The organism is Duganella flavida, assembly GCF_009857445.1.
Taxonomy (GTDB): Bacteria; Pseudomonadota; Gammaproteobacteria; order Burkholderiales; family Burkholderiaceae_D; genus Rugamonas; species Rugamonas flavida.
The window spans coordinates 248,105-270,255 of sequence record NZ_WWCN01000006.1 but is presented as its reverse complement, the minus strand read 5'-3'; the positions used below and the strand labels follow the sequence as shown (position 1 = coordinate 270,255).

Here is a 22,151-nt window from a genome sequence, read left to right as displayed (position 1 = left end):
ATGCGACTGTTTTATTCCTTGATGTGGTGGCTCGCATTGCCGCTGGTGCTCACGCGCCTGTGGCTGCGCGGCCGCAAAGAGCCGGGCTACCGCCAACACTGGGCCGAGCGCCTCGGCTTCTATCCTCGCGCCACGGCGTCTGCTGCGGCGCCGGTGGTGTGGGTCCACGCCGTCTCCGTTGGCGAAACGCGCGCTGCCGAACCTCTGGTAGACGCCTTGCTGGCCGACTACCCGCAAAGCCGCATCATCCTCACCCACATGACGCCAACCGGCCGCGCTACCGGCAAAGCCCTCTTCGCCAAACACGGCGAGCGCCTGGTGCAATCCTACCTGCCATACGATACCGGCAGCATGGTCTCGCGTTTCATCCATCATTTCCAGCCCAGCGTCTGCATCCTGATGGAGACCGAAGTCTGGCCCAACCTGATCGCTGTCTGCAACGCGCGCAACGTGCCAGTGGCGCTGGCTAACGCGCGCCTGTCCGAACGCTCGCTGCGCAAAGCCACGCGCCTTGGCTCGCTGCTGTTGAACGCCGCGCGTGGCATCACGCTAGTCGCCGCCCAAACCGAAGCCGATGCACAGCGCGTGCGCTCGCTGGGTGTGCAGCGCGTAGAAATCACCGGCAGCATCAAGTTTGACGTCGTGGTGCCGGAAGCAGCACTGGCCATCGGCGCCAAGCTGCGCACCGCCATCGGCCCTCGTCCTGTTCTACTGTGCGCCTCCACCCGTGAAGGCGAAGAAGACCTTATCCTGCAAGCCTTCGAAAGCGCGCGCATCGCATTGCTGGCGGATGTGCTGCTGTTGATCGTCCCTCGCCACCCACAGCGCTTCGACGAAGTAGAAAAAATGATCGCCGCGCGCGGTCTGACAGTACAGCGCCGCAGTGCGTTGCCACTCGACGGCAGCGTGCTGCAAGCCGACGTCCTGCTAGGCGACTCAATGGGCGAAATGTTCGCCTACTACGCCGCGTGCGACATCGCCTTCGTCGGCGGCAGCCTGATGCCGCTGGGCGGTCAGAACCTGATCGAACCAGCCGCCTTGGGCAAACCTATCCTTATCGGCCAACACACCTTCAACTTCGAGCTAGTCACTGAAGATGCACTAGCCGCCGGCGGTGCCCAACGCATCACCGACGCTGCCGACTTAATGGTCACTGCCGCTAGCCTGCTGAACGACACCAGCGCCCGCGAAACCATGGGCCAAAACGCCCAAACCTTCGCCAACCAACACCGCGGCGCCACCCGCCGCACGCTGGCCCTGCTGAAGCCCCTAATCTAAATTCGGGGTCAGCTCTGTCATTTGGACATGCACGCATGATGTTTGATAAATATCAATGCAGAGATTTTGTCTGTGAGGGCATAATTTTTTTAGGTGTGCGAATTAAAAGCACATCAGCGGTATGTCACATTGATATTTCTCAAACATGAACTGCCCGTGTCCAAATGACAGAGCTGACCCTGAATTGAGTTACGGGAACAGTACGGGCAGCTCTTGCGAGCGTTTGCGGAGGAGGTTTTTGGCTTCTTCGTATTCGGGGTAGATCAGGCCGACGGTGTCCCAGAATTGCTGGCTGTGGTTCATTTCCAGGATGTGCGACAGTTCGTGTGCTACTACGTAGTCGATCAGGGGCAGGGAGAAGTGGATCAGTTTCCAGTTCAGGCGGATCTTGCGGTCCGCTGTGCATGAGCCCCAGCGGGTGCCGGCTGACGATAAGCCAAACGAGTGGTACTGCACGCCCAATCGCTCCGCGTACGAATCCAGACGCTCTTCGAATAAAGTCTTTGCCTGCTGCTGATACCACGTCTGCACGCGGTTCTTCAGCGTTTCTTCACTCGCGCCGGGCAAAAGCGTCATCCACAGTTCGCGCGTGTTCGGGTTGTAGATGCTGCGATTGCGGCCACCCACCAGCAAGCGCAAGGTGATGTCGGCTCCCATGTACGGCAGCTGCGCGCCGTCGATCCATTCCACCGGCGGCTTTTGCAGCCGTGCCGCGCGGCGTTCGCGCCGCTCTTTCAGTTTGCTCAAAATCCAGTGCTGCTTGGTGCGGATTGCTTCGTCAATCTCTGCGATGCTGATGCGCTTGGGCGCGGTCACGCGCAAGCCGTCGTCGTCGATCATGAAACCGATCGAGCGGCGCGTGGAGCGGCGCAATTCGTATTCGAGGATGAACTCTCCCACCAGCAGTTGGCGACGCGGCGGCAGGTCCGACGGCGGCGCGACTAAAGGACGTGTCTTGACTGGGACTGCCGTTTCCGGCGGAGCGACGTAAGGAGAGACTGGAGGCGGTTTTTTCGGTGCAGGTGGAATGGACCATACCGGTGCTGTGTACACCGGTTTCTGGCCCTCTCCGCTAAACAGGTCCGGCTGGTTCGGATCAGGCGACGTTGGTTTGACCAGCGTCGCCAGGTCGTCTAACCAGCGTTGTAAGCGTGGGGCGAAATGACGCGCATTTCTGATTCGATCCAATTTTCCACCTGTTGCATCATGTCGTCGGGCGTTTGGCCTTCGGACGAAATTGGCTTACCTATCGATACTGTAACAAGGCCGGGACGTTTGATGAAGGAATTTTTTGGCCAGCACTCGCCGGAGTTGTGCGCAATCGGCACCACCACTGCACCGGTATCGATTGCAAGACGCGTGCCGCCGCTTTTGTACTTACCCGCTTTGCCAACCGGGATGCGGGTCCCTTCCGGGAACATGATGATCCACAGGCCTTGCGCCAGGCGGCGCTTGCCGTGGCGGACCACTTCCTTGAAGGCGTTCTTGCCTTGCTTGCGGTCGATCGGGATCATGCGCAGCAGCGCCATCGCCCAGCCGAAGAACGGAATGTAGAGGATCTCTTTTTTGAACACGAACACCAGTGGACGCGGCATCAGCGGCAGCAGGAAGATGGTCTCCCACGCCGATTGGTGCTTGGACAGCAGGATGGCCGGTGCGTCCGGCAGGTTGTCCATGCCGCGGATTTCATAACGAATCCCGCAGATCACTTTGAGGCACCAGATCATGAACACGTTCCAGCGCGACGTGATGAAGAAGCGCTGTCGATACGGCAGCGGCGCCGCTGCAAAGCACACCAGCGACCAGATAACGGTCGACACCACCATCACGAGGGTGAAAATCAGGGAACGCAGAAACAAGACGGGATGACCCAATGCAGACTCCAAAAACTGTTTAACTGACGACGTGCAGCGCCGACGCGGTGCTGGTTTTCAGCAGGTGAGTGACCATCGCGGCCAAATCCGGGAATACCAGGGTGCCAGGCGGGAGACCGCCGGTGGCCTGGGTTTTCTCGCCTTTGCCGGTGAGGACCAGAAAAGGCACGCAGCCGCTCACATAGCCCGCTTGCAGGTCGCGCAGCGAATCGCCGACGACAGGCACGCCTTTTAAACTAATTTTATAGCGCTGCGAGATTTCTGTGAACATGCCCGGTTTGGGTTTGCGGCAGTCGCAGTTGTCGGCCGCCGCGTGCGGGCAGAAAAACACCGCGTCGATGCTGGCGCCCACTTGCTGCGCCAGCGTGTGCATCTTCTGGTGGATCGCGTTCAGGATGGTCATGTCGAAGAACTCGCGGGCGATGCCCGACTGGTTCGACGCCACGACCACGCGATAACCTGCCTGGTTCAAACGGGCGATGGCTTCCAGCGAACCGGCCACCGGAATCCACTCCGCGGGCGATTTGATGAAGTCCGGCGAATCGTGGTTGATGACGCCGTCCCGATCCAGGATGACCAGCTTCATGGACGGCGTACCCATTTACACCGCCAGCTTGGAGATGTCGGCCACGCGGTTCAGCATCCCGTGCAGGGACGACAGCAGGGCCAGACGGTTGTTACGCAGCGCGACATCTTCGGCCATGACCATGACGTCGTTGAAGAAGGCATCCACTTCTTCCTTCAGCTGGGCCAGCGTTTTCAGCGTGCCGGCGAAGTCGCCCTGGTTGAAGGCAGCATCGATTTCCGGCAGCACGCGCACTACGGCGGTGTGCAGGTTTTTCTCGGCGGTGTCTTGCAGCAGCGTGACATTCACACCAACACCACCTGCGGCAGCGAGGGCTTCTTCGTTCTTCTTCAGGATGTTGGTGATGCGCTTGTTGGCAGCTGCCAGCGATGCCGATTCTGGCAGCGCGGCGAAGGCTTGTACGGCTTCCAGGCGCTGCACGATATCGTCCAGACGGTCCGGGTTCTGTGCGACCACGGCTTCGATTTCGTTGACCGAGAAACCGCGCTCACGCAGGATGCCGCGCAGGCGGTCCAGCATGAAGGCTGCCACGTCGGCGGTTGGATCTTTGAAGCCGGCTACGGTGGAGAACTGTTTTGCAGCATCAGCCAGCAGGCCGGAGATCGACAGCGACAGGCGCTTTTCGATCAGCATGCGCAGCACGCCCAGTGCGTGGCGGCGCAGCGCGAACGGATCTTTGTCGCCGGTAGGCTGCAGGCCGATGGCCCAGATGCCGACCAGGGTTTCCAGCTTGTCGGCCAGTGCGACGGCGGTGCCGGTCACGGTCGACGGCAGGGCGTCGCCAGCGAAGCGCGGCTGGTAGTGTTCCGATGCGGCCAGCGCGACGTCTTCTTTTTCGCCGTCGTTGCGGGCGTAGTAGGTGCCCATGATGCCTTGCAGCTCAGGGAATTCGCCCACCATGTCGGTCAGCAGGTCGGCCTTCGACAGGCGCGCCGCGCGTTCGGTCAGGGCCACGTCGGCGCCCAGCTTGGCGGCGATGGCGCCGGCCAGCGCGGTCACGCGGTCGCTGCGTTCTGCTTGCGTGCCCAGTTTGTTGTGGTAGACGACGTTCTTCAGCAGCGGCAGGCGCGATTCCAGGGTTTTCTTCTTGTCTTGCTCGAAGAAGAATTTGGCGTCGGACAGGCGCGGACGCACCACGCGCTCGTTACCGCCGATGATGGCGGCCGGCGTGTCGGTGGCGATGTTGGAGACGATCAGGAAGCGCGAACGCAGCTTGCCGTTGGTGTCGGTCAGCGCGAAGTATTTCTGATTGGTCTGCATGGTCAGGATCAGGCATTCCTGTGGCACGGCCAGGAATTCGTCTTCGAATTTGCATTCGTAGACCACTGGCCATTCGACCAGCGCGGACACCTCGTCCAGCAGGGCTTCCGGCATCAGCACCGTGTCGGCACCGGCTTTGGCCAGCAGTTCGGCGCGGATTTGTTCTTTGCGCTCTTCCACCGAAGCCAGTACTTTGCCGTCGGCTTTCAGGGTGGCGGCGTAAGCATCGGCGTTGGCGATGGTGACGGCGCGCTGGCCCGGTGCGGTCAGGAAGCGGTGGCCTTCGGTGACGTTGGAACCGGTCAGGCCGAGCAAGGTCAGTGGCAGCACGGCGTCGCCATGCAGCGCGATCAGCGCGTGGGCTGGACGCACGAATTGCACGGTGGCGCCGTCCGGACGCTGGTAGCTCATTACTTTTGGAATCGGCAGCTTGGCGACCGAATCTTCCAGCGCGGCTTGCAGGCCCGCTTGCAGCGCGCTACCGGCTGCGGTGTAGGTGTAGAAGAAGCTTTCGGCCTTGCCGTCCTGCGCGCGTTCCAGATCGGCTACGCTCAGGTCAGGGAAGCCCAGTGCGGCCAGCTTTTTAGCCAGCGGCGCGGTGCCGTTGCCGTTCGCGTCCAGCGCGACCGATACCGGCAGCACTTTTTCGCGGATCGATTTATCCGGCGACACGGCGCGCACTTTGGTGATGGAGACGGCCAGGCGGCGCGGCGTGGCGTAGGCGGTAGCGGTGCTGTCGGCTTCCAGGAAGTCGCGCGATTTCAGGCCGTTGACGATGCCGTCCGCGAAAGCCTTGCCCAGTTTGGCGAGCGCCTTCGGCGGCAGTTCTTCGGTCAGCAGTTCGATGAGCAGAGTTTGAGTCATATCGTTTATATCGTTTATTTTGCAACTGCGTCAGCGGCGTCAGTCTTCGGGGCCATCGGGAAACCGAGGCGCTCACGCGAGTCGTAGTAGGCTTGGGCCACAAGGCGCGACAGGGCGCGCACACGGCCGATGTAGGCGGCGCGCTCGGTCACGGAGATGGCGCCGCGTGCATCCAGCAGGTTGAAGCTGTGCGAAGCCTTCATGATTTGCTCGTAGGCTGGCAACGTCAGTTGCGCTTCGATCAGGCGCTTGGCTTCCGATTCGTGGTTGTTAAACTGCGAGAACAGCAGCTCGGTGTTGGAGTGCTCGAAGTTGTAGGCCGATTGCTCTACTTCGTTTTGGTGGAATACGTCGCCGTATTTCAGCGTTTTGGTCTCGCCGTTTTCTTCCCAGGTGGTCCACACCAGGTCGTACATATTCTCGACGCCCTGCAGGTACATGGCCAGACGCTCAACGCCGTAGGTGATTTCACCCAGCACCGGCTTGCAATCCAGGCCGCCGACTTGCTGGAAGTAGGTGAACTGCGTCACTTCCATGCCGTTCAGCCAAACTTCCCAACCGAGGCCCCACGCGCCCAGCGTTGGCGATTCCCAGTCATCTTCCACGAAACGGACGTCGTTCTGCTTCAGGTCCAGGCCCAGCGCTTCCAGCGAACCCAGATACAGGTCGAGGATATTTTCCGGCGCAGGCTTCATCACTACCTGGTATTGGTAGTAGTGCTGGCCGCGATTCGGGTTTTCGCCATAGCGGCCATCTTTCGGACGGCGCGACGGCTGGACGTAGGCAGCGCGCCAAGGCTCAGGGCCGATCGCGCGCAGGAAAGTACCAGTGTGGAAGGTGCCGGCGCCGACTTCCATGTCGTATGGCTGGAGCAGGGCGCAGCCTTGCTTGTCCCAGTAGGTTTGCAAGGTCAGGATAATTTGTTGAAATGTCAGCATCTTTTGTCAGTCGGTGGCAATGCCCGGGCTAGCGCCGGCGGGCATGCGGTTGCAGTTTCGCTAAAGCGATGATTTTAGCGGGTTAAGCGGCTTTTGGCTGGTTTTTTGAGCGCTTTGCCCAAAACCACGCCCCTGCGAGGGACAGGGTGGTCAAAGCGAGGAACAGCTTGTTGCCCCAGATGATGAACGGGGTGCTACCGCCCATGCCCTGCACGTTGGCGGCCAACGTGCCGAAGGTGTTCACCGGCAGTTGCTGCACCACCTTGCCAGCGCCATTGATGATGGCAGTGGCCCCGGTATTGGTCGCCCGCAGCATGGGGCGGCCGGTTTCCAGCGTGCGCATCTGCGAGATTTGCAAATGCTGTGGGATGGCGATGGTGTCGCCAAACCAGGCCAGGTTGGAGGTGTTCAGCAGCAGGGTCGCCGGTTTCTGGTCTTGTGCCGGGTGATTCAGCTGGGCCGCGATCTCTTCGCCGAACAAGTCTTCATAGCAGATGTTGGGCAGCACGCGCTGGTCCTTGATCGGGAACGCCGGCTGGATGTCGTGGCCGCTGGTCATATCGCCCAGCGGGATCGACATCAGGTTGACGAACCAGCGGAAGCCGTAGGGGATGAACTCGCCGTACGGCACCAGGTGGTGCTTGTCGTAGCGGTAGTAGCTCGAACCCAGTTTGGCCGGAATGCCGATCACGCTGTTGAAATAGGCAGTCTGGCTGTCGGCGGTGAAGATGCCGAGGATCAGGTTGCTATTCGTTTTGTTCAGGAATTGGGCAATGCTCGGCAGGTAGTCCGGCGGCAGTTGCTGTTGCAGCGTGATGATGGCAGTTTCCGGCGTAGCGATCAGGTCGGCCGGTGCGGCGGTGATGGCCTCCTGGTACAGCTTCATGTTCGACACAATCTTGGCGCCGTTGAACTTTTCGTCCTGCGGGATATTCCCTTGCAGCAGGCGCACGCTGATTGGCTTGCCTTCCGGGTAGGTCCATTGCAGGAAGCTCAGGCCGACGCCGGCCACGCAGATGCCGATTGCCAGACCGGCCGCGCGCAGGCGGGTGCGGTGCAGTAGCAACAGCAGGGCACCAGCAATCACGGCGGCCAGCCAGCCGAGGCCGTACATGCCGATGATCGGCGCGAAGCCGGCCAGCGGGCTGTGGTTGTGGGCGTAGCCGGAGGACAGCCACGGAAAACCCGTAAACAGCCAGCCGCGTACCCATTCAAACAGCGCCCAGACCGCCGGGAATACCAGCAAGTTGGCAGCCGGCAGCGGCAATGTCCAGCGCTTGCGCAGCCACCATGCGGTGCCCATCGCGCCGGCGCCGTACAAGCCCATGGCGGCGCCCAGCAGCAGCACGGCCAGCGCCGCCAATGGCGCAGGCATGCCGCCGTAGGTGTGCATGGAGACATACAGCCAGTGCACGCCAGCGGCAGTCCAGCCGGTCACGAAGGCCCAGCCGATCAGCGCGGCGGCTTTAACGCTGGTGCTGCGCAGGACCTGGTAGAACAGCGTGGCCAGGCCGAGGATCTCCAGCGGCCACCAGCCGAACGGCGCGAACGCTAACACGCACAGCGCACCGGCGAGGCCGGTGATGAGCATGCGGCCTCGGGTCGAGCGTTGCGGCTTGGGAGGATCGTCAGGTTTGGCGCGGCGAAAACGCATTATGCGTCGTCGCCGTGATCAGGGGCCGGCGGCAGCTTTTCCACCGTCAGCACGTGGATCTGGCGGGCGTCGGCGCGCAGCACTTCAAAGCGCAGGCCTTCAAAGTCGAACACGTCGCCTTTGTGGGCCATGCGGCCGAGGTGCTTGGAGACCAGGCCGCCGATGGTGTCGACGTCGTCGTCGGGCAGGGCGGTGTCCAGCTCGTCGTTGAATTGCTCGATCTCGGTCAGTGCCTTGATGCGCCAGCGCGGGCCGTGCTGGCCTTCGCGGATCGACAGGATATTGTCCTCTTCCTCGTCGAAATCGTATTCGTCCTCGATATCGCCGACGATTTGTTCCAGCACGTCTTCGATGGTGATCAGGCCGGCGACGCCGCTGTACTCATCCACCACGATGGCCATGTGGTTGTGGTTGGCGCGGAAATCGCGCAGCAGCACGTTCAGGCGTTTCGATTCCGGGATGAAGATGGCTGGGCGCAGCATGTCGCGCACGTCGAACGATTCTTCGGCGTAGTAGCGCAGCAGGTCCTTGGCCAGCAGGATGCCGATCACCTTGTCGCGTTCGCCTTCAATGGCAGGGAAGCGCGAGTGGGCGGTTTGCAGCACCAAGGGCAGCCATTCTTCTATCGGCTTGGAGATGTCGATCACGTCCATCTGAGAGCGCGGGATCATGATATCGCGGGCGGACAGGTCGGACACCTGGAACACGCCCTCGATCATCGACAAGGCGTCGGCGTCGATCAGGTTGCGTTCGTGGGCGTCGTGCAGAACTTCGAGCAGCTCCGAGCGGTTCTCGGGCTCTGGGGAAATCAGGGCGGTCAGTCGTTCAAACAATGACCTGTGGGGTTTAGCGTCAGTCTTGACGCTACTAGAGTGCTCTTGCATAGCTGGCGTAGAGCCGGTTGTTTCGAAGAGGCATAGGATACACCAAATGGGAAGGTGAGGCCGTTTTTGTCAAAAAAACAGCAAGGAAGGCTGCCTTTATTATAAGCTTGTGGCTGATGAACACGTCGCACATAAAGGCCTTCCATGAGCAAGCTCTCGCCCGGTAGACGTTCGCTGCTGATTGACGCTGCGCTATGCTTGGCGTTGCCGGCGGCCAGCGTCATGGCCGCGCCAGCCGGCTTGCGCGCGGTGACGCTGACGGCGCCGCTGTTCGGCATGGAGGGGCAGGGCGCGCCCAGCGGCATTTTCGTTGATGTGATGAGCGAATTGTCGCGCGCCAGCGGCGTGCAGATCACCAATGCCATGGTGCCCAAGGTGCGCGGCCAGGCCTTGCTCAAGGCTGGCGAGGCGGACCTGATGATCGGCTTCGACAGTGCCGAACTGCAAGCGTGCGCGCGGCATGTGGCGCTGGTGGCCAGTTTTGATGTCGGCATCGTAGCCCGGTCCGGCATCCGTTTGCGCGCGCTGAGCGATCTGCACGGCAAGACTGTCGGCCAGCTGCGCAGTGCCGATTACTTTGCGCCGTTCGAGCAGGACAGCGCGAGTTTGAAGTACAACACCAATACCATGACACAGATGGTGAAAATGCTGGCGTTAGGGCGGGTGGATGCGGTGATCGGTGTGCGCGAATCGCTGTATTACGCGTTCCAGGGAGAAGGCATCGCGCCTGAGCGTATCGGGGATTTTCTACCGCTTACCAGCCGGGAAGCGTGGCTGCATTATGCGAACAGCAGTTATGACGCGGCGACGGCGGACAAGCTGGCGGGGGCCATGCGGCGGATGCGGGACGGCGGCAGTATTGCCGCCATCGTTGCGCGCTATGTGCGCAAATAAGTGAACAACTAAGTGAGCAAGTAAGCTTAGCTAGCGTAGGGATCGGCGTAGCCGAGTTCGGCGAGGATTTCGGTTTCGATGCCTTCCATCTCTTCCGCTTCTTCGTCGTCCATGTGGTCGTAACCCTGGGCGTGCAGCACGCCGTGGACGATCAGGTGGGCAGTGTGTTCCTCTACCGTTTTCTTTTGCTCGGCCGCTTCCTTCTCCAGCACGTCGGTGCAGAGGATGATGTCGGCTTGCGTCGGCGCGTCTTCCGGCAGTTCTTCTTCGCCTTCGTTGTAGGCGAAGGTCAGCACGTTGGTGGCGTAGTCTTTGCCGCGGTAGTCGCGGTTCAGGGTTTGGCCTTCCTCAGCATTGACGAAGCGGATGGTCAGTTCGGCCGGTGCGAACAGCGCGGCTTGCACCCATTTGCGTATCATCGGGCGGGTGATGCTTTCTTGCAGGCGTGGATCGGCGTATTGCACCGACAGCGTCAATTTATTTTTTGCGGACATTTTTGAGAGCCGTGGCTTTGAGGAGTGGAGCTATTTCCGCTTCGTGGTTGTGAGCGGTTTCGTAGGCGTCGACGATGCGCGCCACCAGTGGATGGCGCACCACGTCTTCGCTGTTGAAGTGGCTGAAGGCGATGCCGCGCACTTCTTTCAGCACCTGGATGGCATCCACCAGGCCGCTTTTCTGGCTCTTGTGCAGGTCGACTTGCGTAACGTCGCCCGTCACTACGGCCTTGCTGCCGAAGCCGATGCGGGTCAGGAACATCTTCATCTGCTCGACCGTGGTGTTCTGCGCCTCGTCCAGGATCACGAAAGCGTGGTTCAGGGTGCGGCCGCGCATGTAGGCCAGCGGGGCGATTTCAATCACCTGCTTCTCGAACATTTTCTGCGTGCGGTCGAAGCCGAGCAAGTCGTACAGGGCATCGTACAAAGGACGCAGATATGGATCGACCTTTTGCGACAGGTCGCCCGGCAGGAAGCCAAGGCGCTCGCCCGCTTCCACCGCAGGGCGGGTCAGGATGATGCGCTTGACGGCGTCGCGTTCCAGCGCATCGACTGCGCAGGCCACGGCCAGGTAAGTCTTGCCGGTGCCGGCTGGACCAACGCCGAAGCTGATGTCGTGCTCGAGGATGTTGCGCAGGTAGCGGATCTGGTGCGGCGTGCGGCCGCGCAGGTCGGCGCGGCGGGTTTTCAAGATCGGACTGTTGATGTCGATCTCGACGGCCGGCACGGGTTCGATCTTGCGCGGCTTGCTGGCTGGTGCGTCATCGGCAGCTGGCTCAGGCGCCAGTGCAGCGATATTCCCGGCATGCATGCTGGCGCGCTGTTCGACCAGCGCCAGTTGCACTTCCTCGATCGGCACGATCTTGTTGGCGATGGCGTAGAAGTGGTCGAGGATCTCGACCGCGCGTTCGGCGTTGTGGCCGCTGACGATAAACTTTTCGCCGCGGCGGAAAATGGTGACGTCCAGCGCGGCAGAAATCTGGCGCAGGTTTTCGTCGAGCGGGCCGCACAAATGGGCCAGCCGCGCGTTATCGAGCGGCTCGGGGACGAAGTAGTGCGGCTGGACTGGGGTCTTGGTTTTCAATGGGATGCTTTTAGGAGAGAGGGCCGGTGACCGGCACAGGCGATAGTTTATCGTAATTTGCCGCCGGTAGCGCCTTTGCTCTACATTACAGGTATGGCCATCAACATCACCAACGTGCCGCGTCCCGACCCGGCGCAACAGAACCTGCGTGAGACCCGCGCTAACCGTACCGAGCAGCGTCAAGCGCAGTCGGTGGAGACGCGTCGCACTGAGCAAACCAGTCGCTCGGACAAGGATGGCGCCGTTATCAAGCAGCGCGTCAAAGAAAACACCGAAGCATCCCGCAGCGAGGCCCGCTCCAATGACGAAGCGGCCGCCGCCGATCGTCGCGCTGCCCAGCAAGCCGACAAAAAAGCCGATACCGAGCGCCGTGCGAATGAAAAAACGCTAGGCCGCAACATCGACACTACCGCCTGATTTCCCGCCGAGTTTGCCCCGTTTGTTTCCTCACGGCCCTGACGTGCGCCGTACTCTTGTTCCGTGTGATGAAATAGCATTGTTGCTAAGGTTTCTAGCCTCTGATTGATGCCGAACAATCTTAGCGCGGTGCGCGCTGGTATCTTGCATGAATGGCAATCTGACTCGCTAAGTTTTGCTTAAGTTCAAGCCAGCACTATCTGTTCACCCCAACCAATGAGGAAAATCATGGCACATCATGCACTCGCATCCCAGGAAAGCTATAACCCTAACCACCTGCTTGATATCTTGCTCGGCAAGATGCAGCTGAAAAATGACGCCGCGCTGTCGCGCCTGCTCGAAGTCGCGCCACCAGTCATCAGCAAGATTCGCCACCATCGCTTGCCGGTCGGCGCTTCGCTGCTGATCCGCATGCACGAAGTGACCGGCATGAGCATCCGCGACCTGCGCGACCTGATGGGCGACCGCCGTACCAAATATCGTCTGTCCGACGCCCAAGGCCGCCCGAAACCGGAAGACCGTGCAGCAGCTGACAAGGCCTTGGCCGGAAACGCGGCTCATCATTGATGCGCGCCCTGCGCACGCGCCTGCCGTATCGAAGCTAAATCCGGTCCGGCAGGCCGCCACTTCAGGTTAGCAGCACCATAGAGATTTCTTCATACTGCAGCTCCGTCTCGCGGAATAATTGCAGATAAATTTCCTCATCGAGGCCCAATGCAGTCCAGGCCACGGTAGAGACCGGCGGGACTAAGTCGTCCTGCGCCTGCGCCAGATCGAGCGCATGCACAATCGCATCGGCCACGTGAATGATGGCCGCCAAGAAGCCAGCGCCCGGCGCTTCCGGGTCGTGATGGCCGCCGATGGCCAGCCGCATGGTGTCGGAAAAATTCCAGTGTTCTGCCAGTGCCAGGCCGGCGTCGACGTGATCGACGCCCAGTACGGTGCGCTCCGCTTCCAGCAAATAACAGTCGTGCTCGGCGCGGTAGGCCAGCGTGGCGGCGTACTGCTCCGGGAAGCAGGACACCAGCACCAGCCGCCCGATGTCGTGCAGCAGCCCGGCCGTGAAGGCGTAATCCTGGTTGAAACGCATCTGCCGCGCCAGCACTTTGGAGCAGGCGGCGGTGGCGATCGAGTGGCGCCAGAAAGCCTTGTGGTCAAAGCCAGGGCAATGGCCCTCGGCAAAGCAGCCGGTGACGGCGGCGGCCGTGATCAGGTTGCGCGTGGTCTGGAAGCCGAGGAAGGTAATCGCCTGCTGGATGGTGGTGACCTTGACCTGCAAACCGTACAGCGACGAGTTGGCCAGACGCAGGGTCTTGGCCGTCAGCGCCTGGTCGTACGAGACCTTCTTGGCCAGCACGGAAATATCAACATCGTCCTGGTCAATGCTGTTGAGCAGTTCCATCACTACTGCCGGCAGCGATGGCAGGTCGTCCAGCGTGCGGACCACGTCGTCGTAGCTGAGGGTGGCGTTACTCATGTTCCGGTGTCTCCTCTACACCCAGGCGGAAATCGGTGACGAAGCGGCGCAGCGTGGCGGTGGCCCAGTCGCTGTCGCTGTCCGGATCGTTCTTGCGGAACAGCTGGGCGATACGCGCCTCGTGGTGCTGCAGCGTGGCCGCCACCGCTTCCGGCGCTACTTCCTCGGTGACGATGGGCAGCATGGCGATGCCGTGGCGCGGCATCAGCGCCAGCATGGCGTCGGTCAGCACCGTGCCTTGCGGCAGCAGCACATTGCCCTGCACATCGAGCAGCACGTCGGATAAGACCATGCCCGGCCGCACCTCCGCCAGTGCCAGTTGATGATAATTACCTGCCATGCTGCCTCCCGGTTGCATCCTGAACTATATTTTGCGATCTTACCATTGTCTTGCCAAGACGCAGCCCATACCGTACATTGGGGCGTTGCCGTCAAATCCATGTAGTCGGGAGATTGCTAGATGTTTGGTATTCAAGGCCGCTTGACGCTGCTTTTTGTGGTGATTGTCACCCTGGTGCTGGGGATCTCCGGAACCTATGCCCAATACAGTCTAGGCCATGAACTCGAGGTCAGCAGCCAGCGCCTGCGTCAGGGCGTGCTGACGCGCTTGCAAACCAGCTTGCCATCGGCGCTGTGGGACCTGGACAAAGCCAAAGTCGACAACATCGTCGCGGCTGAAATGATGCCGCCGGAGCTGGTCTCCATCCGCGTCTACGATACGTCGGTCGGCCTGTTTTCCGGCAAACTGCGCAACGAGAACGGCACCATTGCTTCCATTGAAAACGACGCTGCCGTCGGCGGCACACCGGTGGTGGCCGATCTGGCCTACCGCGATTCCGGCGCGGCCGGCGCTTCGCTCAAGCCGGTGATAGTAGGCCGCGTGGTGGTCAACTTCAGCCGCGCGCAAATCGACGCCACGCTGGCGGCCGAGGTGCGCCGCAAAGTCACTGAAGTGCTGCTGCTGGACCTGATTTTGGTGGCAGCGCTGGCGCTGTCGCTGCGGATTGTGTTCGATCCTCTGAAGCGCTTGCGTGATGGTTTGTTCGACCTCGCCACGCGCGGCAGCGACGAGGTGGAAGAGCTGCCCGACAGCCGCCACGACGAGTTGGGTGAAGTGATCCGCGGCTTTAACGCCATCCAGCGCAAGGTGAAGTCCAACATCCAGCGTATCCGCGAAGCCGAGGACGAGGCGCGCAAATCGGCGCAAGCCACCGCCAAGGCGATGGACGATTTGCGCCGCACCCAGGAATCGCTGCTGCAGGCCGAGCGCCTGGCCTCGCTGGGCGGTCTGGTGGCTGGCGTGGCGCACGAGATCAATACGCCGGTTGGCATCGCCCTGACCAGCGCCTCGGTGCTGATGGAGGCCACCGAGAAAGTGCAGGCCGCGGTCCAGGATGGCAACATCAAGAAATCTGACATCACGCGCTACCTTGAAACGGCATCTGAAAGCACGCGCCTGATCATGAACAATGCCTACCGCGCGGCGCACCTGATCCACAGCTTCAAGCAGATCGCGGTCGATCAGGTGAGCGAGGCGCGCCGCCGCTTCGAGCTGCGCGACTATATCAACGAAGTGGTGTCCAGCCTGCAGCCCAAGCTGAAGAAGACGCGCATCACCGTCAGCATCGCCTGCCCACCAGACATCATGCTCGACAGCTACCCGGGCGCGCTGGCGCAGGTGATCACCAACCTGACGCTCAACTGCGTCGAGCATGCTTTCGGTCCGGACGACGAAGGCCGCATCGTGATCGGCGTGGCGCAGCAGAGCGACTGGATTGAAATGCAGGTGACCGACAACGGCAAAGGCATCCCGCCGGATATGCTGGATAAGGTGTTCGACCCGTTCGTCACCACCCGGCGCGGCCAGGGCGGCACTGGTCTCGGTCTGAACATCGTATTCAACCTGATTGCCAAGCAGTTCGGCGGCAGCATCACCGTGTCCAGCGTGCTGGGCCAGGGAGCCAGCTTCGTGCTGCGCATGCCGTGCGTGACGCCGACCGATGACCACATCCTGCACGCGGACGCCCGCCTGCACGCATAACGACGAAAGACTTCATGCCCATCATTACCGGAGAATTCACCGTTGCCATGCAACCGGAAGCCATGTCCGCTGTAGCGGCCGATAGCGGCGTCGGCCGCATGTCGCTCAACAAGCATTACCAGGGCGCGTTGCAGGCCGAAGGCAAGGGCGAAATGCTGGCGTATATGGACCGCGCGATTGGCTCAGGCGTCTACGTCGCCGTCGAGCGCGTGACCGGTTCGGTGGAAGGCCGCAGCGGCAGCTTCCTGCTGCATCACACCGGTATCATGACGCGCGGTGCACCGGGCCTGACGGTGGCGGTGGTGCCCGATTCCGGCAGCGGCGAACTCACCGGCCTGCGCGGCAATGTAAATATCCGGATCGAGGACGGGAAGCACTACTACGACTTCGATTACACGCTATAAAATGGCGGCATGGATAAAGAATCGATCAAAGGCCTGCTGATTTTGCTGGCCGTAGGTGCTGTGTTGGCGGTGATGGCAGTGGTGGGAACCGATGATGGCTGGCACAAGCTGGGCTGCGTGATGCGCGCCATCACGCATGGGGTAGCGTTGAGTAATATTCGCGCGATCTGTATGTAAAAAAAATCCCGCTCATTGAAGCGGGATTTTTTTCTAAACAGCCGGGAAAGTTTATTCGTCTGTGAATTTTTCCGAGCCTTGGCGGCGGCGCGAGGCGAAGCCGAGTACAACCAAACCCAACATCAGCATGACAAAGGTTTGTGGTTCCGGTACCGGGGTTGCCGGATCGGTTGAAGATTGCTGTTTCGAATCTGCCGGCGGCAAAGCGTTTTGATCCGCTTCGCTGGATTTCACGGCAGGTGCACTGCTGCTGATACCGCATGGCGCAGGGTCGTTCGCCTCACAATGTGCGAGTACAATTGTCGCAGGCGCAACATTGTTAGCCGGTGCGGCAGGCTTAGCCTGTACGGCGCCGGCGAGGCTTAGAGCAAGTATTGCTGTCGAGATCAAGGACACAACTTTCACGATACACTCCTGCATTGTTTTGAACAGGATGTTAAGACCACTTTAAAGCAAAGACTGTAAATTCACGGCGCGGATGCATGGCACTTGCTACCGTTCTGATATTAAATCACAGCCCGTAGTAATTTGCCATCTCTTTTTCTTTCGTGACAACGGAATTTTGCGTCGCAACAACACCCGCCGGCAGATTGCCAGTGGCGCAGAAGATTTATAACACGCCAACGACTAAATTCTATGCACACTCGCGCTAATCAGATGATTTCAAAATATAAGCCTACAATTCGATTGACTTTTGCACTCGCCGCAGCAGCGCTGGCGTCCGGCTGCGCCAGCAGCGGCAAACCGGCCGTGGCGCCGTCTCCTGATGTGTTGCAAACGGGCAACCTGCAGGTCTTGCTGTTGGGCGAGGTGCACGATAACGCCCAAGGCCACAAGCTGCGCTACGAGTTGTTGCGCCAGCGGGTCGAGGCGGGTTGGCGTCCGGCCATCGTGATGGAGCAGTTCGACCGCGAAAACCAGGATGTTCTGAACAAAGCGCAAAAAGGTTGCCTCGATGCACAGTGCGTGATCCGCGTAGCGGGTGGTGGGCGCTGGGATTGGCAACTGTACTACCCAGTGATCCAGCTGGCGCTAACTTACCAGTTGCCGCTGGTGGCGGGCAACTTGTCGCGTGCCGACGCCTCGCGCGTGGTGCGTGACGGTATCACCGCCACTTTCGACCCGCAAAGCATCAAGGACTACAAGCTGGACCAGCCGCTACCGGCCGCGCTGACCGGCGCCCAGCAGCAGGAAATCGTCAGCGGCCATTGCAATATGCTGCCCGAGATGATGGTGGGCGGCATGGTCAACGCCCAGGTGGCGCGCGATATCTGGATGGCCAAGATCATCCGCGACCAGCAGCCGAAAGATGTGGTGCTGATCGCCGGTAACGGCCATGTGCGCAAGGACATTGGCGTCGGCTATTGGCTGAAACAGACGGCGCCGGCGCTGACCATGCGCAGCATCGGTTTCATCGAGAGCCGCGACAACGGCGGCCTTTACGATACTATCCAGACGTTGGCGCCGCAAACCCGCGACGACCCGTGCAAGCAAGTGAAGAAATGAAGACACGCTATATTCCCGAAGCGCCGCCGCGCGCCGAGATCGACGCCTTGCAGGGCGCGGTGCTGCTGGAGTTTGGCGCCAACTGGTGCGGCCACTGCATGGCCGCGCAAGCGCCGTTGGAGGCAGCGTTTGCCGGCCATGAGGGCGTGACTCACTACAAAGTGGAGGATGGCCCTGGCCGTCCGCTGGGCCGCTCCTTCCGCGTCAAGCTGTGGCCGACGCTGATTTTCCTGCGCGACGGCCAGGAAGTGGCGCGGCTGGTGCGGCCGTTGAAAGCAGACGACATTTCCACTGCCTTTACGCAACTTGACGGCCATTGACCGCTAGTCATGCTTGGCATTCCAGCAATGTGGTGTGTATGATGGCCCGCACACTACTTGGAGGAGCGTCGAGCATGAGTCAACCAGGATCGCCCAAGACCAATTCAGCGGCTACCGTGTTGTTTGCCAGCCTGATCGGCACCACCATCGAATTCTTCGACTTCTACATCTACGCCACCGCCGCCGTGCTGGTGTTCCCCAAGCTGTTTTTCCCTGCCAGCGATCCCGCTGCCGCCACCTTGCAATCGCTCGCCACCTTCGCCATCGCCTTCTTTGCGCGTCCGGTTGGGTCGGCCGTGTTCGGCCACTTCGGCGACCGCATCGGCCGCAAGGCTACGCTGGTCGCGGCACTGCTGACGATGGGTGTCTCCACCGTGGTGATCGGCGCGCTGCCGACCTACGCCTCGATCGGCACGCTGGCGCCGGCGCTGCTGGCGCTGTGCCGCTTTGGCCAGGGTCTGGGCCTCGGCGGCGAGTGGGGCGGTGCGGTGCTGCTGGCCACTGAGAATGCGCCACCGGGCAAGCGCGCCTGGTACGGCATGTTTCCGCAGCTGGGTGCGCCGATCGGCTTCTTCCTGTCGGGCGGTATCTTCCTGCTGTTGAGCCAAGTGCTGACGGACGCTGAATTCTTCAGCTACGGCTGGCGTATCCCATTCCTGGCCAGCTCGCTGCTGGTGATCGTCGGTCTGTACATCCGTTTGAAAATCCATGAAACGCCGGACTTCCAGAAAGTGCTGGACAAGAACGAGCGCGTCAAAGTGCCGGTGTTGACGGTGTGGCGTGACCACCGCCGCGTGCTGGTGCTGGGCACCCTGATCGCGCTGGCCACCTTTGTCCTGTTCTACCTGATGACGGTGTTTGCGCTGAGCTGGGGCACCAGTGCGCTCAAATTCACCCGCAAGGACTTCCTGATCCAGCAACTGTTCGCGGTGCTGTTCTTCGCGCTGACGATTCCGTTCTCGGCCGTGTGGGCCGACCGCAAGGGCCGCCGCTCGACCCTGATCTGGGTCTCGGCCGCGATTGCCGTGTTCGGCCTGACGATGGCACCGCTGTTCGGCTCCGGCGACGCTACGCAAGTGACCATCTTCCTGTCACTGGGCCTGGGCCTGATGGGCCTGACGTACGGCCCGCTGGGCACCATTTTGTCCGAGCTGTTCCCGGCCGAGGTGCGCTACACCGGCGCCTCGCTGACTTTCAATCTGGCCGGCATCCTTGGTGCCTCGCTGGCGCCGTACGCGGCCACCTGGCTGGCCACCAATCTCGGCCTGCAATACGTGGGTTACTACCTGTCGGGCGCCGCCCTGATCAGCCTGATTGCATTGCTCTTGGTTAAAACAAAGTGAGCTCAGCTCCAGTCATCATACAACATAGGTGAGGCAAGTCGCTGATTCTGCTTGCTTCACCCCATTTATGGTTGTACGATGACATACGACTAAAGCATGATCTCGTGGAGACCGAGAGATCATCACCAATAACACACAATAAGTGATGCCATGAACCTGAGCGAGCCTGTCAATGCGCAAGCGGTGGGACTATCCGTCGGTAAATACCGCTGGACCATCTGCGCCCTGTTGTTTTTTGCTACCACCGTCAACTACCTCGACCGCCAGGTCCTGAGCCTGCTGGCACCCGCTTTGTCGGTGGAGTTCGGCTGGAGTAATACCGATTACGCCAACATCGCCGCCGCATTCCAGTTCGTGTACGCGATCTCGATGCTGTTTGCTGGCCGCGTGGTCGATAAGATTGGCACCAAGTCCGCCTACGTGGTGGCGATTACCATCTGGTCGCTGGGGGCGCTGCTGCACGCGGCTTCGGTGCCGGTGGGCGCGGCGGCGGTTGCCGTGCTGGGCGTGTTTGGCGTGGCGGCGGCGCCATCCATCGCCGGCTTCATGATTTCGCGCGCCGTGCTGGCGGTGGGCGAGGCCGGCAACTTCCCAGCCGCCATCAAGGCTACGGCGGAATATTTCCCGAAGAAAGAACGTTCCTTCGCGACCGGCATCTTTAATTCCGGCGCCAACGTCGGCGCTATCCTGGCGCCGATCTCGGTGCCGGTGCTGGCTTCGCTCTGGGGCTGGCAAGCAGCCTTCATCATGATTGGCATGCTCGGCTTCATCTGGATGAGTGTGTGGCTGTGGCTGTACGAAAAACCGGAAAAGCAGCCGCGCCTGTCTGCCGGCGAACTGGCTTACATCCGCAGCGATTCCGTTGCGCCGGTGGCCGCCAGCGTTGACGCACCGGCCAAGAAAGTATCGTGGTTCCAGCTGCTGAAGTATCGCCAGACCTGGGCCTTCGCCTTCGGCAAATTCATGACCGACGGTGTGTGGTGGTTCTTCCTGTTCTGGCTACCGACTTATTTGTCCGCACAGTACGGCATGAAGGGCGAAGCCATCGTGATTCCGCTGGCCGTGTTGTACAGCATGACCATGATCGGCTCCATCGGTGGCGGCTGGTTCCCGAGCTACTTCATGGCACGCGGCTACGCGCCGTACGACGGCCGCATGAAAGCCATGCTGATGATCGCCTTCTTCCCGCTGGTGGTGCTGCTGGCGCAACCGCTGGGCGCGATCAGCTACTGGATCCCGGTGCTGCTGATCGGCGTCGGCGCCTCGGCGCACCAGGCATGGTCGGCGAATATCTTCACCACCGTGTCCGACATGTTCCCGCAAAAATCGGTGGCGTCGGTAATCGGCATCGGCGGCATGGCCGGCGGCCTTGGTGGCGTGCTGCTGACCAAATTGGGCGGCTGGGTGTTCGACTACTACAAATCGGTCAACGATATCCACACCGGCTACATGATCATGTTCGGCATTTGCGCATTGGCCTATCTGTGCGCATGGGTGGTGATGAAGGCGCTGGTGCCGCGCCATAAGGAAATCACCGACTTGTGATGCGTCTCGTGCTTGCAGCCGCGCTACTGGCGGCCTTCGCTGCCGCCCACGCGGGCATCCGCGTGGAAGCGTACGGCGTCACGCAAGCCGGCCAGCCGGTGGAGAAAGTCGTGCTCGAAAATGAGCGCGGCATGCGGCTGGCCTACATCGACTACGGCGCCACGCTGGTACAGGCGCAGGTAGCCGGCCGCAACGTCATCCTTTCGCTGCCCAATCTTCCCGCATTTGAACGCACGCGCGGCCGCTACGGCGCCATCATCGGCCGTTATGCCGGCCGCATTGCAGGCGCACGCTACACGCTGGACAGCAAGACCGTGCAGCTGGCGCCCAACAATCGAGGCATCGCCATGCATGGCGACCCTGCGCCGTACGACAAGCGCGTATGGCAGCGCCAGGACTTCGCCGACAAGGAATCGATCGGCTCCATCTACCGCTTGCACAGTCCCGACGGCGACCAGAGCTTCCCCGGCGCGATGGACATCAGCGTGACCTACCGATTGCTGCGCAAGCGTGACGAATTCCGCATCGAATACCAAGCGACGACCAGCGCGCCAACAGTACTCAATCTGACCAACCACGTCTACTTCAACCTCGCCGGCGCAGCGGCCAACACGCTGGAAGGCCACCGCTTCCAGATCGCGGCCGATCGCTATCTGGAAACCGACGCCGCGCGCGTGCCCACCGGCGCGATGCTGGACGTGAGCGGTACGCCGTTCGATTTCCGCCGCGCCGCTAGCGTGCATGCGCGCCTGCCGTCCGTGGCGGGCGGCTATGACCACAGCCTGCTGTTCTCCAAGACGCTGGGCGTGTATGCGCCAGTGGCAGTGGTACAGGGCGGCGGCATCCGCATGGAGGTCAGCACCAACGAGCCATCGGTGCAGCTGTACACCGTCAACGGCTTTGACGGCAGCGAGACCGGTAGCGAGGGCGTGGCCTACCAGCGCCACGGCGCATTTGCGTTTGAAACCCAGCACCTGCCAGACAGTCCTAACCACGCCAACTTCCCCAGCACGGCCTTGTATCCAGGTCAGGTGTTCCGTTCCATGACCAGCTTCCGCTTCAAGGCTGACTAGCGTAGTGATGTCCTCATGATAAGATGGCCGCTTTGGCG

At 61.1% G+C, this 22,151-nt stretch carries 24 protein-coding genes; 12 read left to right on the top strand and 12 right to left on the bottom strand.

Annotation, left to right across the window (positions count from 1 at the left end; translation table 11 throughout):
• Positions 1-1,278 (top strand): lipid IV(A) 3-deoxy-D-manno-octulosonic acid transferase, encoded by a 1,278-nt coding sequence (gene waaA, locus GTP46_RS11885; protein WP_161006830.1) that lies wholly within the window; start codon positions 1-3, stop codon positions 1,276-1,278.
• Between the two features lie 189 nt (positions 1,279-1,467).
• Here waaA and GTP46_RS11880 read toward each other — a convergent pair whose 3' ends face one another.
• The 7 genes from GTP46_RS11880 to GTP46_RS11850 form a co-directional block, all read right to left on the bottom strand.
• Entirely contained in the window at positions 1,468-2,406 is a 939-nt protein-coding gene (locus tag GTP46_RS11880; protein WP_371869648.1) for a M48 family metallopeptidase, read from the bottom strand.
• A gap of 5 nt (positions 2,407-2,411) precedes the next feature.
• A complete protein-coding gene (locus tag GTP46_RS11875; protein WP_371869647.1) occupies positions 2,412-3,104 on the bottom strand; it encodes a lysophospholipid acyltransferase family protein in 693 nt (230 codons plus the stop codon).
• 67 nt (positions 3,105-3,171) lie between these two features.
• Complete coding sequence (gene gmhB / locus GTP46_RS11870) at positions 3,172-3,738, bottom strand: D-glycero-beta-D-manno-heptose 1,7-bisphosphate 7-phosphatase (RefSeq protein WP_161006916.1); 567 nt, start codon at positions 3,736-3,738, stop codon at positions 3,172-3,174.
• A gap of 15 nt (positions 3,739-3,753) precedes the next feature.
• A complete protein-coding gene (gene glyS, locus GTP46_RS11865; RefSeq protein WP_161006828.1) occupies positions 3,754-5,862 on the bottom strand; it encodes a glycine--tRNA ligase subunit beta in 2,109 nt (702 codons plus the stop codon).
• 14 nt (positions 5,863-5,876) lie between these two features.
• Entirely contained in the window at positions 5,877-6,800 is a 924-nt protein-coding gene (glyQ, locus tag GTP46_RS11860; RefSeq protein ID WP_161006827.1) for a glycine--tRNA ligase subunit alpha, read from the bottom strand.
• Between the two features lie 82 nt (positions 6,801-6,882).
• A complete protein-coding gene (lnt, locus tag GTP46_RS11855; protein WP_161006826.1) occupies positions 6,883-8,454 on the bottom strand; it encodes an apolipoprotein N-acyltransferase in 1,572 nt (523 codons plus the stop codon).
• On the bottom strand, positions 8,454-9,338 hold the full coding sequence (locus GTP46_RS11850) for a CorC family transporter (RefSeq protein WP_092275737.1): 885 nt from the start codon (positions 9,336-9,338) through the stop codon (positions 8,454-8,456). Before GTP46_RS11850 ends, lnt begins: the two co-directional genes overlap by 1 nt.
• A gap of 144 nt (positions 9,339-9,482) precedes the next feature.
• Here GTP46_RS11850 and GTP46_RS11845 point away from each other — a divergent pair, with 144 nt between their 5' ends.
• Entirely contained in the window at positions 9,483-10,232 is a 750-nt protein-coding gene (locus GTP46_RS11845; protein WP_161006825.1) for a substrate-binding periplasmic protein, read from the top strand.
• A gap of 26 nt (positions 10,233-10,258) precedes the next feature.
• Here the strand turns inward: GTP46_RS11845 and ybeY are convergent, their stop codons facing one another.
• Together ybeY and GTP46_RS11835 are read right to left on the bottom strand one after the other, a co-directional pair.
• On the bottom strand, positions 10,259-10,726 hold the full coding sequence (gene ybeY / locus GTP46_RS11840) for an rRNA maturation RNase YbeY (protein WP_161006824.1): 468 nt from the start codon (positions 10,724-10,726) through the stop codon (positions 10,259-10,261).
• Positions 10,710-11,810, bottom strand: coding sequence for a PhoH family protein (locus GTP46_RS11835; RefSeq protein ID WP_161006823.1), 1,101 nt, complete (start codon positions 11,808-11,810; stop codon positions 10,710-10,712). The genes ybeY and GTP46_RS11835 overlap by 17 nt, the downstream gene beginning before the upstream one ends.
• Positions 11,811-11,885: 75 nt before the next feature.
• On the opposite strand from GTP46_RS11835, the gene GTP46_RS11830 reads away from it, so the two are divergent.
• Positions 11,886-12,227: a hypothetical protein gene (locus tag GTP46_RS11830; protein WP_161006822.1), complete on the top strand. Its 342-nt coding sequence runs from the start codon at positions 11,886-11,888 to the stop codon at positions 12,225-12,227.
• Between the two features lie 228 nt (positions 12,228-12,455).
• On the top strand, positions 12,456-12,794 hold the full coding sequence (locus GTP46_RS11825; RefSeq protein ID WP_161006821.1) for a hypothetical protein: 339 nt from the start codon (positions 12,456-12,458) through the stop codon (positions 12,792-12,794).
• Between the two features lie 61 nt (positions 12,795-12,855).
• Here GTP46_RS11825 and GTP46_RS11820 read toward each other — a convergent pair whose 3' ends face one another.
• Complete coding sequence (locus tag GTP46_RS11820; protein ID WP_161006820.1) at positions 12,856-13,704, bottom strand: HDOD domain-containing protein; 849 nt, start codon at positions 13,702-13,704, stop codon at positions 12,856-12,858.
• Entirely contained in the window at positions 13,697-14,044 is a 348-nt protein-coding gene (locus GTP46_RS11815) for a hypothetical protein (protein WP_161006819.1), read from the bottom strand. The genes GTP46_RS11820 and GTP46_RS11815 overlap by 8 nt, the downstream gene beginning before the upstream one ends.
• Before the next feature lie 120 nt (positions 14,045-14,164).
• On the opposite strand from GTP46_RS11815, the gene GTP46_RS11810 reads away from it, so the two are divergent.
• The 3 genes from GTP46_RS11810 to GTP46_RS29455 are packed head-to-tail and all read left to right on the top strand — an operon-like array spanning position 14,165 to position 16,326.
• The gene (locus tag GTP46_RS11810; RefSeq protein WP_161006818.1) at positions 14,165-15,745 is read left to right on the top strand and encodes a sensor histidine kinase; all 1,581 of its coding nucleotides are present in this window, start codon (positions 14,165-14,167) and stop codon (positions 15,743-15,745) included.
• A gap of 14 nt (positions 15,746-15,759) precedes the next feature.
• Positions 15,760-16,149, top strand: a complete 390-nt coding sequence (locus tag GTP46_RS11805) for a DUF3224 domain-containing protein (protein WP_161006817.1) — start codon at positions 15,760-15,762, stop codon at positions 16,147-16,149.
• 9 nt (positions 16,150-16,158) lie between these two features.
• On the top strand, positions 16,159-16,326 hold the full coding sequence (locus tag GTP46_RS29455) for a hypothetical protein (RefSeq protein ID WP_202414236.1): 168 nt from the start codon (positions 16,159-16,161) through the stop codon (positions 16,324-16,326).
• Between the two features lie 51 nt (positions 16,327-16,377).
• Here GTP46_RS29455 and GTP46_RS11800 read toward each other — a convergent pair whose 3' ends face one another.
• Positions 16,378-16,731 carry a PEP-CTERM sorting domain-containing protein gene (locus GTP46_RS11800; protein WP_371869637.1) on the bottom strand — a complete coding sequence of 118 codons (354 nt, stop codon included), beginning with the start codon at positions 16,729-16,731 and terminating at the stop codon, positions 16,378-16,380.
• A 282-nt stretch (positions 16,732-17,013) separates the two neighbouring features.
• On the opposite strand from GTP46_RS11800, the gene GTP46_RS11795 reads away from it, so the two are divergent.
• The 5 genes from GTP46_RS11795 (at position 17,014) to GTP46_RS11775 (ending at position 22,113) form a co-directional block, all read left to right on the top strand.
• Positions 17,014-17,832 (top strand): ChaN family lipoprotein, encoded by an 819-nt coding sequence (locus GTP46_RS11795; protein ID WP_229258910.1) that lies wholly within the window; start codon positions 17,014-17,016, stop codon positions 17,830-17,832.
• On the top strand, positions 17,829-18,152 hold the full coding sequence (locus GTP46_RS11790) for a thioredoxin family protein (protein WP_161006814.1): 324 nt from the start codon (positions 17,829-17,831) through the stop codon (positions 18,150-18,152). Before GTP46_RS11795 ends, GTP46_RS11790 begins: the two co-directional genes overlap by 4 nt.
• Before the next feature lie 74 nt (positions 18,153-18,226).
• Positions 18,227-19,495, top strand: a complete 1,269-nt coding sequence (locus GTP46_RS11785) for an MFS transporter (protein WP_161006813.1) — start codon at positions 18,227-18,229, stop codon at positions 19,493-19,495.
• Positions 19,496-19,645: 150 nt separating this feature from the next.
• Positions 19,646-21,040, top strand: a complete 1,395-nt coding sequence (locus tag GTP46_RS11780; RefSeq protein ID WP_161006812.1) for an MFS transporter — start codon at positions 19,646-19,648, stop codon at positions 21,038-21,040.
• A complete protein-coding gene (locus GTP46_RS11775; RefSeq protein ID WP_161006811.1) occupies positions 21,040-22,113 on the top strand; it encodes an aldose epimerase family protein in 1,074 nt (357 codons plus the stop codon). Before GTP46_RS11780 ends, GTP46_RS11775 begins: the two co-directional genes overlap by 1 nt.
• Positions 22,114-22,151 lie beyond the last annotated feature (38 nt).